We start from the raw sequence: 17,722 nt of genomic DNA, 5'->3' as shown, positions 1-17,722 counted from the left end.
AAAAAACGCACGTAGGTCACTAATTACTGACTCACGTGCATTTTTATTGTCGATTAAAAATTATTTGATCGATGTAGACTAACTCAGACGACGGTATTTTCACATTATAATTATCTTTAATCACACTAAATGCGGTTCTGATTTTATCCAGCTCAGGCCCATACTTTTCAAAAAACGATTTTTCATATTTAGAATCCAAATTATTGGTTTCCTTTCTAATCAATCTTTCGATTAAATAACTAATGTGGACGTACAAAGTAAACTTCTTCTGATTGGACAACGTAATCGCAAAACGCCGCTCCACTTCTTGGATAAAAATAGTAATATTTTCGATTACCTTTGAAGCGTCAAGTATGGTAACCATATTGATAGTTTGCTCTAATGAGAAGTTCTTGACCAAGTTGCTGGATATAGTAGTAATCTCTTGGTCAGAAAAAAAGCCCGTAAACCATTTTCGGAGCTTGGCAGTATCCTTATCCGACAAAATCTTCTCCAAATAAATAAAGTCTATATCAGATATATGAGGATTCTCAGTCCCAATGATTCCCACTATATCGTACATTTTACGAATAACTTTGACTTTTTGAGCATCTTGGAGTGCTTGATAATCATAGGGAATAATTTTGATTTTCTTGCCCGTGGGCAAACAGCGCTCTAATAGTCTGGCAACGTGCGTAGCTGTACCAATTCCGGAATAGCACGTTGTTAAAATCACTTTTTGCTTATTCTTTTGAGGATACGTCAGCTTAATATCAAGCTCACTGACTTGTTTAGCTAATTGACAAATTTCCTTAAAGCTGCGTTTCTTCAAAATACCTTCACCAACTTCCAGTGCCAAGGAAGTTGAGACATTATTCATTAGCAGGATCGGTGCGTCAATTTGCCGTGGAAAAAGTGTTTCAATTTCCTTTAACGATCCCATGTCAACTAAAATAATTAACCCGTGGGAAATATCGTTATTTTCGCTATAATCAATGATTTTGTTGGCAATTTCTTGAGCACTAACGTTAATCGGCATATCAAAGGCATCTAGCGTGTGCGCTCCAAGCAAACGATTCACTACATTGGCAATGCTTCCTGCTGTTGCATAGCCGTGTGCAAGCACAATTGCCTTTACCAGACCAGTTTTAGTAATTATTTCCAACTTATTAAGGTAGATTGACAAGAAAATATAATCAACTTCATTCAATTCAATATCTAAATTATCTTTTATCAGGTTAATAAGCTTTGATACATAGACATAAACTTCAGAATACCGCTGTCGTACATCGCGCGCTAAACTCAACAAAGTATTCTTGTTTTTAAACTCGTCGATGTTCCACTGAATCTTTTCCCGTTCAAATAAGTAATAACTAATTGCATAAACCGCATTGCCGCTAATTTTTAATTGGTAAGCATTTTTCAACTGGTCAAAGAGGTGCTTTACGTTTTCGATCACGTATGACAACAGTGGTATTTGCTTGCTATTGTCCTTTTCAAACAATAATGTATCAAATAATTGGTAGACTATCTGTTTGAGTCTTGACTCGCAGAGGTGCAGATTTTCATCATTTTGCTCGTAAATATCAAGCAACCGGCGCAGACTGTTAAGAAAAATTTTCTTCTCAGGAAAATTACGAGCAATCAAATTGCTTATTTCCGTATCGCTGGTAATAATCATTGGCTTGCCCGGAGTATGATACAGCTCAACCCTGCTCTTAGTTAAAACACTATCGGGCAAGTGATATGCCGTAATTGATATCTGCTTATTATTTTTTTGATCGACATTTGCATTCGCAATCGTCAGCTTGATTGCGTTCTTCAAATCACCAATGTTGCCACTTGGTTGGTAATTGGAAAGCATATCCAGAACCTGGTCGCTAATTACGAGTGTGCTGCCAATTTTCTTTTGCTCATTATCAAATAGCGTATAAATTAGGTTCAACCGCTCCTCCTTGCTCCTCTTGCTGAGTGGCGGCAACGTGATTTTAACCGGTATCCGTCGTATAAAGGTCGTCAGAAAAGTAGTATCCAAATCTTCGGTGGTGGCAAAGCACAAGCGCACGTTGACCCTTTTACCATGCTCAGTTTCTCCGACGGGGTACACAATTCCCTGGTCAAGATAAGTAAACAATTTTTCTTGCCCCTTTGGCCCAAGGCGATGCACCTCGTCCAAAAACAAAATACCACCATCCGCCTCAACGAAGGCACCCTGATGATCTTGGTCGGCTCCGGTGAACGCACCTTTCTTATAGCCAAACAAGTTACTGGTCAACAATTCCGGGTTGTCGGCATACTGCGCGCAGTTAACCGTAATAAAGGGTGCAGCAGCACTAATCAATTTGTGCGTATGGCAAAAACGATTAATCAACCCTACCAAGTAGCTTTTCCCCGTACCGCTCTCACCCGTGATTAATAGAGGCAGTTCGCCGTTTGGATAAAGAATGGCCGCCCGTACACGCTCAATGCTCTCTTTCAGACTGGGATTAATTTGGGTAAAACTCTTAAAAATATCCTGTGCATCATTTTCCTTTTCAAGTTGAGCAACAGACTGGTAAACGTTGGCCTGCAGCCGAAAATTATTCTTTTCGAATCTGGATTTATGTATAAAATGTACAGGCCGAGTTTTGATCTTGATCAATTTTTGCTCTCCAACCAGTTGATTCAAATATAAGCTAACCGTATTACGCTTGGCGTTCAATTGCTTAGCAACGCCATCTGCAGTAAATCGTTCGTCAAGGTCTTCAAGATTTACTGTTTTAGTCTGTTTCTCAAGGTAATTCAAAACTTTATTTTTCAGCATATAAACCTCTAAAGTTGCACTCATCAATATTGCGTTAATCGCTTTCACTAGCCATTGTACCGCACATTGCGCGATGTTTTTCACTCTTCTGTTCTGTGAAAAATGCAAAATTATTATTTATTTGCTCGAATAGTTGATATCGTTAAATTTTTAAATACTAAATAATTAATATAATTTTATTATCACTCCGTTAGTGTGAAGTTTATTGACTTCTGTGAATCATCATGATTATTAATGAACATAAATCAGAATTTGCACTAGCACGTAACCAAATAGTATGAAATAGTCAAAATGAAGGTGCCAACTAGGGTAAAAGCAACAAGCAACTGTTATTTCGAAAATGGTTTGGAAACTTTTGAAAGTCCAGCTGTCTAACATAGCTGAGTGACAATTGCATCAGGACGCAGGGAAATTAATCGTGCGTAGCTGACCAAATTTGTAAAGTACCCTAGCACAAGCAGCAATCAGCAGCCCCGCGTTTAATCGGTGATGCAGTAGCTACCCTGTCACAACCAAAAAGCGCTTCAAACAGCAGCATTATTCAGCAATTTTTCTGAAATTCAAACGCATAATCAATCACCACCAAAAAGGACCAATTTCCACTTTTAGAAATTGGTCCCTATTTGTCGTCTAATCAGTTGCCCTAAATGGCCGCCCTGCGGCAGCGATTCTCCACCACGCTTTACAGCCAGCCCTGCCTGCGGGCTATTTTGACCGCTTCAATGCGGTTTTTGGCAGCTAACTTGCTAAGAATAGCGGAAACATAGTTGCGGACTGTTCCGTTCGACAGGAACAGCTTCGTGCTAATCTCGGCCGTGGTCCAACCGGCGGCAATCCCGGTCAACACATTATGTTCCTGAACCGTCAACGGATCGGCGACGCCGGTCAGCACCGACTGCACGAGTTCGGGGGCATACAGGGTCTGGCCGTCCACGATGCGGTGAATGGCATCCACTAGGTCATCGCTGGAACTATCCTTAAGCAGGTAACCCTTGACGTCGGTAGCTACGGCCTGTTCGAAGTAGCCCTTGTGGGCAAAGGTGGTAAGAATAATGGCCTTGGTCGGCAGGTTGCACTCCTTTATCTTTTGCGCAATTTGCAAGCCCGTCAATTGGGGCATCTCAATGTCAAGCAGGACAACGTCGGGGCCCTTTTCCTGGATTGCCCGCCACGCAGCTGCGCCATTTCCATAGCTGCCGATGACTGCCAAGTCCGGTTCCAACCTTAAAATTGCGGTTAGAGCCGAGTTCAACATTGCTTGATCCTCGGCCAAAATAATTTTAATCATCTGCCTGCTCCTTTAATGGTAAGGTTAAATTAATCTTCGTACCGTGCTGATTGTTGCTAATCGCAAACTCGCCTTGAACCTGGTGCACGCGCTCCTTCATCCCCAGGATGCCGTGCGCACCATGCCGAATCTGCTGGAAGCCCTGGCCATTATCACTGATAGTCACCAGCGCCTGGTCACCTTCCTGGACAAAAATCAGTTTGACCTCATCGGCCCGGCTGTACTGCATCACGTTCGTCAAAGCTTCCTGCAAAACGGCCGCAATTGTTTCCTGGACCGCAACCGGCCACTTTTGGGCAAGCTCCTCATGCTGCGTAATTAGGGAAATATTTAGGCCGGCCAGCTTATCGGTTAAGTTAACCAACACTTCGGTCAGGGTCACCTGGCGCAGGTCGGTAACAATCTCGCGCACAAGGGTTAGGTTGCCCCGCGAAGCCGCCTGAATCTCGACCAGCTGCTGTTTGACCGCCACCGGATCACGCGTCAGTAGCTTGCAGGCTAGTTCCGTTTTGAGCGTGATGGTTGCAAAGGACTGACCTAGGGTATCGTGCAAGTCGCGCGCAATCCGGTCCCGTTCCCCGCGGCGAATCAGCATTTCGTAACGCTTGTTCTGCTGCTTCAGAATGCCCGACCGCACGTAAGTATTGCGAATTGACCGACCTCCCAAAGGCGAAAGGAGAACAAACAACAGAAAAACCAGGGACGTAATCAAATCAACGTGGTGGCTACTAGTAATGAAGGTTGCCAGCACAGTGAGCGGAACCTGCCGCACGAGAAGCAAGAGTCCCGCCGCAACAAATGCGTAATATGTCACCACGTATTGCCGAAAAAGCTTCTTGGAGACGGGCAGGGAGCCGATGACCCAGGCGGGAAACAAAAACAGGAAAAACATCTCCTGCAAATAAATCAGGACCAGGGCCAACAGGTACTGGCCGATGACCCAGAGTTGCAGCTGCGGAGTCACAATCCAGCTGTTGCGGTAAAACCACGCAAAAACCATTAACAGGATTAACGCCAGCTTTTCTTTACCAGTGTGATAGGGAAACATTTGTATCAACGGAATCCACAGCCACTGTAGCCACAGGTACGGCGCAAACCCAAAGCGGCGAGGAAACAAAATATACTTATGGATAAAAGCCATCGGTCCATACCCTTTCTCTGCTATTTTACACGTTAATTACTAGTCTATCATTATTATGCGGCCCTTTGCCGGCATCTTTGCAAAAGGACAATACAGGCAACCCCAATTATTAGCCAGATCAGCTCGCCCGCGCATGAAGCCTGGGCCCAGGTGTGCTGCTCAAGCAGCTGGTTAATTATGTTTGCGGTCTGATACGTCGGCAGCAGCTTGCCAATGCTTTGGAGCCAGGCGGGAAACATCGTCAGCGGCCACCACAAGCCGCTGAGCATTGCCATTGGGAAAACAAGCATGGAAGAAATCAGGTTGACCATGCCGGCATCGCCCAGATACGTGATTGCGGCACCCAGCAGCATCAGCGTAACGCTGCCTAAAGTCGACAGCAGCGTAATAGCAATCCAGGCAACAATGGACAGGTGAACCCCAGCCATTAAGCAGCCCACTAACTCGATTGCCAGCACCTCAACCAGCGTTAAAGACAAAATAGTGAGGAAGAATGATGCGTAGTACGTCGTTCTGCTAAGTGGGGTCACGTCCATCAACCGCCAAAAGTGTTGGTCTTTATCATCCAGTGTGTTGTTTGAAACCGTGATGATAGAGCTTAACAACGTCGCAAAGAGAAGCATGCTCACCAGGTATGTCTGCTTAAAATTACCAGGCATCCCCTTGCCCATCACATTGGTGAAGACCAGGTAAAAGGCCGCGGGGAACAAAATGTCGAAGGCAAAAAAGCGTAAATTACGCAAAATCAGCCGTTTGAAGTTAACCTGTGTCAATGCCAGAAAGTTTTTCATATCGTTTACTCCTCGTTAATTTGCTCAAAAATATTATCCAGCGTCGTTTGATGAATCTGCAGATCCTGAATTTGCGTCATTTGCGGTGCCAATTCCTGCAGGAACTGGTCGACGTTGGTCACAGAGAAGCGGTAATGCTGCCCTTCGTGCAGTTCCAGCTGACCCGTCGTCAGGTGCAACTGGTCCACCGCTATGGCACTCACAAACTCGACCGTATTCCGGCTAAACTTAGCCCGCAGGGCTGCCAAGGAGCCGTCGTGGAGCAAGTGCCTATCTTTCAAAAAGAGAATCCTGCTTGCAACACCTTCAATCTCCGCAAGGTAATGACTGGTGACGATTATTGTCTTGCCCTGTGCGGCCAACTTTTGAATGTACCGCCAGAAACCATGACGGCTAGTGGTGTCCATGCCCGCGGTTGGTTCATCTAAAACCAAGAGTTGGGGATCACCGACCAGGGCCAACGCAAAGTTTAATTTGCGCTGCTGGCCACCCGACAGCTTGTCGACGTAATTATGGCGATTGGCGCCTAGGTCGGCAACCTGCTCCAACTGCTTCATTGACAATGCCTGCGGGTAGGCCGTCCTCATCAATTCCAGCAGTTCACTGGCCCGAACCCGCTTCATAATCAAGTTGTCCTGAAACATGACGCCGATCCGCCTTTTAACGACTTGGGTTTGGGGTGCCTGCCCGAACAACTTAATGCTGCCGACAGAACTGGGTTGCAGCCCCAGCAGCAAGTTAATTAGGGTGGTCTTTCCCGCGCCGTTAGCCCCCAGCAGGCCGACTACTTCGCCTGCGTGAATAGTAAAATCAAGGTTTTCCAAAATGGTTTTACTGCCATAACTTTTACTGAGGTTTTTGCTCGTGATGATTTCGGTCATGATTTAGCTCCTTTTAAATAATGACCTTAGCTTAGCAATCCCCCAATCGCCGGAGAAGTCATAAACGTCACAAGCTTGCATGACAGATGTCATATAGATATGAGTTATAGGCATCCCGGTCAAACTGGGCACCAAAAAGGCATGAGGTCTCGCAACTTCATGCCCTTCTAGCCATCATATTTATTCCGATTCAAACCCAACGTAAAAATACCTGCGGAAATCATTCCACAGGTATTTTTCGTTATTCCTATTTATCCGGCACGTCCTGAATCGTGACGTCCGCACCTAACAGGCGCAATTTTTCCTGCACGCGGTCATAGCCACGCAAAATATTGCCGGCGTTGTTGATTACGGTTTCGCCCTCTGCCATCAGGCCCGCAATCATCAGACAGGCGCCGGCGCGGATTTCGCCAGCCGAAACAGTCGTGCCGTGCAAACACGTCGTCGGGTGCACCAAGATGATGTTGTCTTCAGCCTTGATGTCGGCACCCATCTTGCGCAACTGCGCGATGTGACCGATGCGCTTGGGGTAGATCTGGTCAATAATGACGCCCTCGCCGGACTTGGCCGTGAGCAGAAGCGGCGTTACCGGCTGCTGCAGGTCCGTTGCAAAGCCGGGATAGGCCCCCGTCCTGATCTGCGTCATTTTCAAGTCGCCCGCCGGGTAAACGTACAGTGAATCCTCGGCGGCCTCGATGACCATCCCCATCTCCTCAACCTTGGCCAGGTATGAATCAAGGTGCTCTTCAATAATATTATGAATACAAATCCCGTTGCCGATGCAGCCGGCAAGCGCAATGTACGTCCCAGCCTCGATGCGGTCCGGTATAATCGTGTGCGGCGTCTGGGCCTCAAGCCGGTCGACGCCCTTGATCCGGATTGTATCCGTCCCGGCACCACGAATTACGGCACCCATATTATTCAAAAATGTTGCTAAATCGATTATTTCTGGTTCTTTAGCGGCATTATCAATCACCGTCTGCCCGTGCGCCGTCACTGAGGCCATGATGATGTTCATGGTTGCGCCAACGGAAGGCATTTCCAGGTGAATAGTGGCTCCCTGCAAGCCGCTGGCAGGAGCCGTAATTGTTATTTGATCATTGTCATTTTTAACGCATGCACCCAGGGCCTCAAAGCCCTTAATGTGTTGGTCAATGGGACGGGGACCAATATCATCCCCGCCAGGGAAGCCCACAACAGCCTTGCCAAAACGACCAAGAAGGGCACCCATAAAATAATATGAGGCGCGCAAACTCTTGATCTTGCCACTCGGCAATGGGCTCATCTTAATGTTTTCCGGGTTAATGTGCAGGGTTGTTCGGTGAAAATCGCTCACGACGTCCATTTCACTCAGCAAATCCATCAGGTTGCCGACGTCCGCGATCCTTGGAACACCTTCCAAAGTCACCGGGGTACGCGACAAGATGGACGCAGGAATCAGCGCCACGGTTGAGTTCTTGGCTCCACCAATCCAGACATCGCCCTGTAGGGGCTTTCCACCATGAATTATCATTTGCTTCATTGGCGAAAATTTCCTTTTCTATTTCTTTTTGTAATAATAATGTTAAAGGAATTTAACAGAAAAAACAAGGGAAGACTTCTGTCTCCCCCGTTCAAATTTCAGCTTTTGGGATCATTCGGTTTAGCCTGTTAGAGCTTTTCTTCGGTCAGGCCCGATGCAGCACCGATGAAGGCCTTGTAGAGGCCTTCCGGTCTCTGCGGCCGGCTCAAAAATTCGGGGTGATACTGTGCCGCAACGAAGAACTTGTTCTTGGGCAGCTCGATTACCTCAACCAGGTGGTTGTCGGGTGAAACGCCGGCAAAGGTCATCCCGGCTTTTTCAAACGCTTCCCGGTACTCGTTGTTAAACTCATAGCGGTGGCGGTGACGTTCCTGGATGACGTCCTGGTTGTCATAAGCGGCAGCGGTTTTGGTGCCCTTCTTCAGTGCGGCCGGGTAAAGACCAAGCCGCAGGGTGCCGCCGATGTTTTCCTCATCCCGCTTGTCGGCCATGATGTCAATCACGTTGTGCCTGGTCTTAGGGTTGGCTTCAGTGGAGTTGGCGTCCTGCAGCCCTAAGACGTTGCGGGCAAACTCAACGGTTGCCATCTGCATGCCCAGACAAACGCCGAGGAACGGGATGTCGTTCTCACGGGCGTACTTAATGGCGGTGATCATGCCCTCAAGCCCGCGTGTGCCAAAGCCGCCGGGAACGATCAGGCCGTCGGAGTCCTTCATGTAGTCGGCAATGTTGGCATCGGTGACGTCTTCGGCCTGAACCTTGTTAATCACGATATTGCTGTTATATGCGTAACCGGCGTGCTTCAGCGCATCGGTGACGGAAATATACGCATCTTCGAGCTCGATGTACTTGCCCACGAGGGTAATTTTGGTCGTGTGCTTCAGGTTCTTGACGCGGTCGTCCAGCCGCTTCCACTCCGCCATGTCGGCTTCCTTCTTCGGACTTTCGATGTGCAAAAAGTCGCAGACCTTTTGGTCCATGCCCTGGTCCTGGAAGGACAGCGGCAGGTCAAACAAGGACGGTGCGTTGATCGATTCGATGATGCGGTCAACCGGAACGTCCGTGAAGGTTGAAATCTTGTCCTTATGGTCCTGGCTAATCGGCATCTCTGCCCGCAGTACCAGCATGTTCGGCTGAATCCCGATGCTGCGCAGCTCGGCAACCGAATGCTGCGTCGGCTTGGTCTTCATTTCACGCGCGGCGTGCAGGTAGGGCACAAGCGTACAGTGGATGTACATCACGTTTTGTTCGCCCACCTCACGGCGCATCTGCCTGATTGCCTCCATGAACGGAGTTGATTCAATATCACCGACCGTGCCGCCAATTTCCGAAATCACAACGTCGGAATCCGTAGTCAGGCCCGCCCGCATGATCTTCTGCTTGATCATGTCGGTAATGTGCGGGATTACCTGGACGGTTGCACCGTGGTAGTCGCCACGGCGCTCTTTTTCCAAGACTTCCTTATAGATCTTGCCGGTCGTCACGTTGGAATACTTGCTAGTGCGCACGTCCACGATTCGCTCGTAGTGCCCCAGGTCCAGGTCGGCTTCCGTTCCGTCATCCGTGACAAAGACCTCACCGTGCTGGTAGGGGTTCATCGTTCCGGGATCGATGTTGACGTAGGGGTCGAACTTCTGCATGGTCACCTTCAGGCCCCGATTTTTTAATAGCCGCCCCAGGCTCGACGCGGTAATGCCCTTACCCAAGGAAGAAACAACGCCACCCGTAACAAAGATATATTTTGTCATTAGCCAAACTCCTTTTTGCAAAAAATAACTGAAAAAATAAAAAAAGCTCCCATACGGGAGCATAATCGCACATAGGGTGCCCAAGCTAAATATTATCTATTTTATGTCCTGAAGTCAAGTAAATTACTCCTCGTCTTCGTCATCGTCAGCCAATTCCGACAACTGGCCCTCGATACCGTCCGGAAGTTCGGTGTCGTCATCATCGTTTGGATCGACAAAATCGTCATCGTCCGCAAAGTCGTCAACCTCATCGTCCGCGGCTACGTCCAGATCGGTGTCCTCGGGGTCATCATTATCGTAGTCAATGATGTCGTCGCTACCGGTTGCGCTGGCCAGGAAGGCATTAACCTTCTTGTGGTGCGTACTGGTATCTTCTTCGTCCTCATCTTCGGGGTGGTTGACCTCCTCGTCAACCGATTCGTATGGGAACCATGAACGCAGCGCCCAGATATTTTCCCCCATTGAGATAAACTCGCCGTTGGTATTCATATCCGTATAAAATTGGGGCAAACGTTCCCTAATTTCCTCGTCACTCACACCCAAAAATTTTTGAACAGCGTTAACAATATCAGCAAAGGCCATTCTCTTATTGTTGTCTTCTAAAATTGCGCGAGCAACTTCAATCATCGATAATTCGTTGCGATTTTTGTCTTTAAAGTCGTTTAGTCCCACAATGCATTCCTCTCTCTTACCAATCCTTATTATTTTACTAGGCGTTTAAGTAAAAATCAACGTGATGGCATAATTACCTATTAAGTATAGACCACTATAAAGGTCATATTCAATCTGCAGCTGCTGCGTGCCGTCATTTTTAGGGAAAAATTTAATTGTCTTGGTGGAACTGACCAGATCCATCTGGTAGCCCTGGGCCACGTAGCGGCAATCCTTGCGCTCGCCCAGAACGAAGTGCAGCTGGGAGTAATTCTGCTTGTCCCCGCCGCGCCTGATAATCACGTTGCCCTCTTTAACCAGAATTTTGACGGGAACCACTCCGTCTTCCAAATAGGAAATCCGCGTCGCACCGCCCGCCGCGGTTAATTCGCCCCTGGCGGTTTTCTTAAAGGTGGCGCTCTCCTGCTCCTGTTTGATTATGCTGGTAAAGTCGATTTTCACTTTAGTCATTGCCCGAATATCTTCTCCTCACAAGCCGCGAATTGCCAAAATCCGGCTGCAAATTGCCCACAAGCCGGCATTTACCGGGTCCGGCTCAATCTGCCTATAATTCTACCATAGACTGCGCTTATTGCGTGCGCCCGCGCAACGGGCAAAAACGAACCTAGTCTTCTTTGACCAGCAGCATGTTGAGCCCGCCCAACAGAACCAAGACGCAGCAGATGATAATCAGCGGCTGCGCGCCCGCGTGGTCGAGCAGAAGGCCGGCCGCAATCGATCCGACCGGTCCGCCCACCTGCGTGCCGGTTCTGATCGTTGTCAGAACGCGCCCCAGGTAGCGGTCGGCGGTCGCCGTCTGCTGCCTTGATTCGCCCAGGATATTGTGGACGCTGGTAACCATGGCAAAAAGAAAAACCAGCACCGCGAAGGCGATGAGGTTCGTCCCACAAAAAAGCATCAGCCCCAGCGGAAGCGCACTGAGAATCCAGGTCCAGGCCACCGTCTTGCTCTTGGCCGCCATCCGCCCGGAAAAAAGTGCCCCTAAAATGAAGCCCAGCATCAAGACAATGTAGAAGGTGCTGTACCATGATGCTTTGCCCGCTTTTTGCGCAACGCGGGGCAGTATTAGAATCATTGCCGGCGCCGCAAATGAATACAGAAGAGACGACCAAAAGTAGCGCTTTAAAAAGCTGTTTTTCCTAATGTAGCGGTAGCCGCTGATCGCATGCTGCCAGTAATTCGCCGCGTCGAACTGCGCCGCTTCCTGGTCATGGTTCTGCACGGGAACATCTTTTAGCGCACGGATTAAGAAAAAGAGGCCCACCAAACTGAGGCAGCCGCAGAGCAGGATAACCTGGCCGCTCGTTATCAGGACCAGCAGCACGCCGGAAAGTGCCGTGCCAGCAATGCTGACGACCTGGTCAATGATATTGACCTTGGAAATGATGTTGGTCATCGCACCCTCATCGGGCACCGCCCCCTTCAGAAGAGCCCGGTCGGCCGGACCGAAGAACTCGTCGCAGATCGACAGTAATCCGGCAATGACAATGGCCAAAACATAGTTATGCGTCATGAAGACAATGACGGCGGTCAGAAGAAAAGTCAGGGCCACCTGGATGACCATGGCGTAAATGCTGGTCTTCTTGTAGGAATGGTTGTCAATGAACGGCCCGTAAAAAATCGCCAGGGCCGCAGTCACTGAAAAAATAGCGTTGGCGATGCCAACAACGGTCGAACTATTGGTTTGCACCTGCAGCCACCAGGTGAAGACCAGGCCATACAGTGAGTTGCCCAGTCCACAAAATAGCCGCGAGGCCAAATATGATTTCTTTTCGATCATGTGTTTCCTTCTGAATACTTATGCACAAATTCATCCTAAGTATACCCCAATCTTGCACGTGTGCAATTGCTTTTATTATTTTTTTCTAATTTATCACCCAGATTAGCGACTTGTTCTAACCCTAGAACCGCAAGTTTGCTATAATTTAGGTAACTAGACGTTTTTTAACAATTACTGACCAAGCAAATTTTGAGGACTTAACATGCCTAAATTTCACAACACTAAATTAACCAAAGAGGTCGTCCTGCGTGATCCCGTCCACGAGTATATCCACATCGAGGATCAGGTAATCCTGGATATTTTAAAAACCAAAGAATTTCAGCGCATGCGCCGCATCAAACAGCTGGGGCCAATTGCGTACGTTTTCCCCGGTGCTACGCATACCCGCTTCGAGCACAACCTGGGCGTTTACGAACTGACCCGCCGCATCTGCAACATTTTTGCCAAAAAATACCCGTCCCGCACGCCCCGCGACGGGCTATGGGACGACGACAACCGCCTGCTCGTTGAGTGTGCCGGGCTGCTGCACGACATCGGTCACGGGCCGTACTCGCATACCTTTGAGCATCTTTTTGGCACGAACCACGAAAAAATCGGCCAGAAGATCATTACGGACCCCAATACGGAAATCAACCAGGTTCTGCACCGCGTCGCGCCCAACTTCCCCGAACTGGTGGCCAGCGTCATCGCCAAGACCTACCCCAACCCCCAGGTGGTGAAAATGATCTCCAGCCAGGCGGACGCCGACCGGATGGACTACCTCGAACGTGATGCCTATTACACCGGCGTTACCTACGGCGAGTTTGACCTGTCGCGGATTTTGCAGGAAATCAGACCGTACGCGGGCGGCATCTGCTTCACGATGGCCGGCATGCACGCGGTCGAGGACTACATTGTTGCGCGCTACCAGATGTACCAGCAGGTCTACTTCCACCGGGTGGGCCGGTCGATGGAGGTGATTCTGCAGCACCTGCTTGAACGGGCAAAGACAATTTACCAGCAGGGCAAGCTGCAGGTCACGCCAAGTCTGGGCAAGTTTTTGGCTGGCAACTGGACCCTAGAAGACTACCTTAAGCTGGATGACGGGGTGATGGAAACCAACTTTTCAATGTGGACCAGGTCGGGCGACCTGATCCTGGACGACTTGACGAGCCGCTACCTGTTCAGGAAGCCTTTTGCCAGCGTCTGCATCGACCAGGAAACGAAGAACCTGCTGCCCAAGATGCGGGAACTAATCAAGCAGGCCGGCTTCGATCCCGCATACTACACCGACACCAATTCTGCCTTTGACGAACCCTACGACGCATACAAGCCCACGGGCAAAAACGCCAACAGCCAGATTGAACTCATGCAGAATGACGGCCAGCTGATTGAACTATCCCAGTTGAGCCCACTCGTGCGGGCATTGAGCGGCACGCTGCAGGGCGACGAGCGCTTCTTCTTCCCCAAGGTGATGATGTCCGACAGTAGTGAACCGCAAATCTTCGACCCGCTCTACCAGCAGTTCCAGCGCTACGTTAAAAACGGGCACTTGCGCTACCTCCGGCGGCCGCGCAAGTAGAAATGCCACCGGCAAAAATGCGGTTGCGCCTCAAGTTTGCCTGTCTTGGTGAGACAAGCTGCAACAAATGAAAAAGAAGCCTTGCTAGTGCAAAGTTTCCCGGGCAAGCCGCTTCATAGGCGGTAGGCCAGATACTAAAGCGGTGTCGAATTGTCTGTAACCTGCCAAAGCTACACAGGGGCAGGGTCTCTTTTGCATAAATCAGTTAATAAGAATAAAACAGTGCTGAATCATTTTGTGACATTTAATGATCCAGCACTATTTTTGTAAGCTATTGCGTTGACGATTTCTCCAAGTGAATCTCCCGGTCAAACAGCTGCGTCATCTCCTCGTTGAAACTGTGGGCGATGAAGATGACCGTTGCGGGCGTTGATGCAACTACCCTGAGGATTGCCATCGTGGCCTTCTGGTCGATTGCGCTGGTGCCCTCATCAATCAGGATGACCGTGCTTTCGTGGGCCAGTACACGCGCTAACACAATCTTTTGCCGCTGACCACCTGAAATATTGAGCTTGTTCAGGTCAATTGGCTGGTCCAGCCCACGGTCAAACTTGACAATGTCGCTAGTTAGCTGGACTTTCTCCACAAGCGACGGCAGAAACTGCTTTAATTTATCCGCAAACATCGTCATGTTGTCGGCGATGCTGGCCGGGAAGAGGACCGGTTCCTGTGGTATGTAGCCTACGCGGCCCATGTCGGGTTTGACCGCTTTTCCTTCTTCGTCCAAAAAGGTGACTGTACCCGAGCTGGCCCTAAGCTGGCCGAGCATCAGCTTAAGCAGGGTCGACTTGCCGGCACCGGAGTCGCCGGTTAACAGAATCTTTTCACCATTCTGCACGTCGATGTCGGGGAAGTACAGACATTCACCGCTAGGAAACTGCAGGCTGAGGCTGCGCGTGCTGATTGCAGCGGGGGCAGCTGCATCTTGGTCTTGGGGTTCTGCAACGGGACGGGCGGAAGCAGCAATTTCGTAGTTAAGCTTCTGCGTGCCCCTGATTCTGCCGTAGGCTTCAACCATCAGCTGGATGCCCGTGGTCAGGTAGTAACTGCAGTTGCCGACAGCGACAATCACGCCGAAGACGACCAGTCCCCGCTTAATCAGATAGCCTGCAAGCACAAATAAAATCAGGCTGAACAGGGTCGACACCAGGCCGTTGGCCACAGCCAATTCCTGCAGCACGGCGGTTTGCTTGACGTTAGCGTCTTCCAACTTTTTACCCGCCTTGCTGGTAACGCTGAAGAGCTTTTCACCAGCAAGGTAACGCCTGAGTTCGTCCAGACCGCCCAGCCATTTGCCCAGACTGTCAAGATACTTGCGGTTGCTTTCCGAGATCCGCAGTGCCGCCCTTTGCATTTGCTTTTCCAATAACTTGGGCAACAGAAGCGAGACGGCCACCATGACGATGATCGTCAATAGCAGGCTCCAGTGTAGCGCAAGCAGCAAGACGACCACCGACACAAGGATAGTCAGTCCCCCGATAAATTCCATGAAGGCTTCCAGGTAGTTTTCCAGGTTCTGCACCAGGTCGTTAGTCAGCCGGTTCTGAACCTGCGCCACCGGGTGGGACAAGTGGTCGTGGTAGAAGTGCTGCGTGATCTTTTGCCGCAAAAACACGTAGTAGAGCTCATTCTGCTCGGCTACCAGGTAATCGTTCAGGCCCTGCAGCAAGTAGTTAACCAGAACAATGCCAAAGCTGGTCAGGGTCAGCACCAGAAAGGCCGGCCAGTTGCGCTGCTGGATTGCGGTCGTTTCCATCATTACCACGGCGGTTGAGACAATCAGGAGTGCGTAGATGATAACGTCATTGCCCATCATGAGGATGAAGCGCAGGGGGTTTTGCTTGTAGTAATCTTTAATCGACATTTTTTTCGCCTTTCTTATTATCTGCCCGCAAGTGAATCTGGTAGTCAAAGCGACTGGCCAGTTCCGGTCTGAAGTTGTGTGCGATTAGGATAACGGTCGCATCCGTATCCAGCAGCTCGCCCACAATCGCGCTCGTGGTCCGACTATCAATTGCACTGGTGGCCTCATCCAAAAGCAGGAACTGCGCATCATGAATTGCGGCCCGGGCCAGCACGACCTTTTGCTTCTGACCGCCCGACAAGTTGTCCTGATCAAGGTCAATGACCGTCTCGCCGTGACTAGGGAACTGCGCCAAATCTGGGGTCAGGCGCACCTTATCCACAAACTGATCAACATGGTCTGCCAACTTGGAACTAAACATGGTAATGTTGTTGGCAATCGTGTCCGGAAAGAGGCTGGCATCTTGGGCAATGTAGCCCAGGCGTGCTTCTTGCGGGGCCACCCGCTGTCCTTTTTCATCGGTAAAAAACAATTCACCGCTTGCGGGCTCGACCTGCCCCAGCATGACCTTGAACAGGGTTGACTTGCCGGCACCGGAGTCGCCGACGAGCAGCACCTTGTCGCCCCTGTTGACTTTGAAGTCGGGGTAGGCAATCGTTTCACCGTTATCATACTTGACCACCAGATTCTTGCTCTGGACGCCGCACACGACTGTGCTCTGCGGCTTCGTGGCAACCGGTTGGGTAACTTCGGTGACTTCTTGGCGCAATTTCTTCGTCGACTTGATCCTGATCATTGCACTGATGATTTCCCACAGACCGTTAAAAATCGTTGAGGTAAATTCAGAACCCACGAACCAGTCGCCCAGGCTGACCTGCCGGCTGAAGTACAGGATTCCGCCCCAAAAGCCAGTGCCCACCTGACCGATGGCGTTGCCCAGGCCGTTAATGCCCGTCGAAATGCCCTCGTAGCGTTTCTTGGCAATGTTGGCTCGGGCCAGTGCCCGGCTGCTCTGAGTGATTTCTTGGTCCAAGCGCCCTCCCGCCTTGTAGCGGCGCAGTTCGCTTAGTCCCGCGAACCAGTTCTTAATTGCGTCGAGCAGCTCCCCGTTTTTTCTTGTTGCGTTAATCGAGGCCTGCGCCATCTTCTTCTCAGTGATTTTAGGCAGCAGCAGGACGATTGTGACGGTAACTGCGGTTGACGCAATCATCGACCAGTGCAGCGTGAACAGGGCGGTGAGGGCCAGCGCGACGTTGAGCAGGCTTTGCGCCGCCCGCATCCAGGGCAGCGCATAGTCATCTGCCAGCACCTTCAGGTTGTTGCCCAATTGGTTCTGCATCTCTGCAACCTTGGCCGTCCCCTGTGCATAATAATTGTTCATAATTTTTCCACGCACCTGGTGAAAATAATCCTGCACCTGCTTGTTGTACAGGTAGGTGGCAGCCGCGCGCAGCAGAACCGCAGTCAGGTCACCGGCGGCGAACGCTAGCAGCCATAAGACAAAGTGCCACCACTTGTTGGCAGTCAGGTCGTTAATGGCATATTTGAGCAGGTAAGTTGACGCTGTCGATGCGAGTGCGCACGCACTGCAAGCCAGCATGATGATAGCTGCCCGCAGCGGCTTAACCCTTATGATTCCCTTTAATGACATTGCTCCCATCCCTTCACTTCTTCGTTTTTTTGCTTATTTTTATTAAACTCTAATCATCCTCTAAAAGCATTGAAATTTAAGCAAGTGGGCGCTGTGCATAC

General features: G+C 49.7%; 13 protein-coding genes. 1 reads left to right on the top strand and 12 read right to left on the bottom strand.

Annotated elements, in window-relative coordinates; all coding sequences use genetic code 11:
* Positions 1 to 43: 43 nt before the first annotated feature.
* The 10 genes from AC2JF8_RS03230 to AC2JF8_RS03185 all read right to left on the bottom strand — a co-directional run bounded on the left by AC2JF8_RS03230 (position 44) and on the right by AC2JF8_RS03185 (position 12,605).
* Positions 44 to 2,782, bottom strand: a complete 2,739-nt coding sequence (locus tag AC2JF8_RS03230; protein ID WP_500761095.1) for a sigma 54-interacting transcriptional regulator — start codon at positions 2,780 to 2,782, stop codon at positions 44 to 46.
* 682 nt (positions 2,783 to 3,464) lie between these two features.
* A complete protein-coding gene (locus AC2JF8_RS03225; protein WP_500729593.1) occupies positions 3,465 to 4,070 on the bottom strand; it encodes a response regulator transcription factor in 606 nt (201 codons plus the stop codon).
* The gene (locus tag AC2JF8_RS03220) at positions 4,063 to 5,211 is read right to left on the bottom strand and encodes a sensor histidine kinase (protein WP_500761093.1); all 1,149 of its coding nucleotides are present in this window, start codon (positions 5,209 to 5,211) and stop codon (positions 4,063 to 4,065) included. The genes AC2JF8_RS03225 and AC2JF8_RS03220 overlap by 8 nt, the downstream gene beginning before the upstream one ends.
* A gap of 53 nt (positions 5,212 to 5,264) precedes the next feature.
* Positions 5,265 to 6,002, bottom strand: a complete 738-nt coding sequence (locus tag AC2JF8_RS03215; RefSeq protein WP_500761091.1) for an ABC transporter permease — start codon at positions 6,000 to 6,002, stop codon at positions 5,265 to 5,267.
* Positions 6,003 to 6,007: 5 nt separating this feature from the next.
* Entirely contained in the window at positions 6,008 to 6,883 is an 876-nt protein-coding gene (locus tag AC2JF8_RS03210; RefSeq protein WP_500761089.1) for an ABC transporter ATP-binding protein, read from the bottom strand.
* A 247-nt stretch (positions 6,884 to 7,130) separates the two neighbouring features.
* Positions 7,131 to 8,405 (bottom strand): UDP-N-acetylglucosamine 1-carboxyvinyltransferase, encoded by a 1,275-nt coding sequence (murA, locus tag AC2JF8_RS03205; RefSeq protein WP_500729589.1) that lies wholly within the window; start codon positions 8,403 to 8,405, stop codon positions 7,131 to 7,133.
* A gap of 128 nt (positions 8,406 to 8,533) precedes the next feature.
* Positions 8,534 to 10,153 (bottom strand): CTP synthase, encoded by a 1,620-nt coding sequence (gene pyrG / locus AC2JF8_RS03200; protein WP_500761086.1) that lies wholly within the window; start codon positions 10,151 to 10,153, stop codon positions 8,534 to 8,536.
* Positions 10,154 to 10,276: 123 nt separating this feature from the next.
* The gene (rpoE, locus tag AC2JF8_RS03195) at positions 10,277 to 10,825 is read right to left on the bottom strand and encodes a DNA-directed RNA polymerase subunit delta (RefSeq protein ID WP_500761083.1); all 549 of its coding nucleotides are present in this window, start codon (positions 10,823 to 10,825) and stop codon (positions 10,277 to 10,279) included.
* A 45-nt stretch (positions 10,826 to 10,870) separates the two neighbouring features.
* Positions 10,871 to 11,275, bottom strand: coding sequence for a YwiB family protein (locus AC2JF8_RS03190; RefSeq protein WP_500729586.1), 405 nt, complete (start codon positions 11,273 to 11,275; stop codon positions 10,871 to 10,873).
* A 154-nt stretch (positions 11,276 to 11,429) separates the two neighbouring features.
* Entirely contained in the window at positions 11,430 to 12,605 is a 1,176-nt protein-coding gene (locus AC2JF8_RS03185; protein WP_500761080.1) for an MFS transporter, read from the bottom strand.
* Positions 12,606 to 12,807: 202 nt separating this feature from the next.
* On the opposite strand from AC2JF8_RS03185, the gene AC2JF8_RS03180 reads away from it, so the two are divergent.
* Positions 12,808 to 14,166, top strand: coding sequence for an HD domain-containing protein (locus AC2JF8_RS03180; RefSeq protein WP_500761077.1), 1,359 nt, complete (start codon positions 12,808 to 12,810; stop codon positions 14,164 to 14,166).
* A 271-nt stretch (positions 14,167 to 14,437) separates the two neighbouring features.
* Here AC2JF8_RS03180 and AC2JF8_RS03175 read toward each other — a convergent pair whose 3' ends face one another.
* Together AC2JF8_RS03175 and AC2JF8_RS03170 are read right to left on the bottom strand one after the other, a co-directional pair.
* The gene (locus AC2JF8_RS03175) at positions 14,438 to 16,030 is read right to left on the bottom strand and encodes an ATP-binding cassette domain-containing protein (protein ID WP_500761074.1); all 1,593 of its coding nucleotides are present in this window, start codon (positions 16,028 to 16,030) and stop codon (positions 14,438 to 14,440) included.
* On the bottom strand, positions 16,020 to 17,621 hold the full coding sequence (locus AC2JF8_RS03170; RefSeq protein WP_500729582.1) for an ATP-binding cassette domain-containing protein: 1,602 nt from the start codon (positions 17,619 to 17,621) through the stop codon (positions 16,020 to 16,022). Before AC2JF8_RS03170 ends, AC2JF8_RS03175 begins: the two co-directional genes overlap by 11 nt.
* Between the last annotated feature and the right edge of the window lie 101 nt (positions 17,622 to 17,722).

It is taken from the genome of Lactobacillus sp. CA30L, assembly GCF_059900845.1.
Note: the sequence above shows the minus strand (reverse complement) of the source record. Positions and strands in the feature narration are given on the sequence as shown.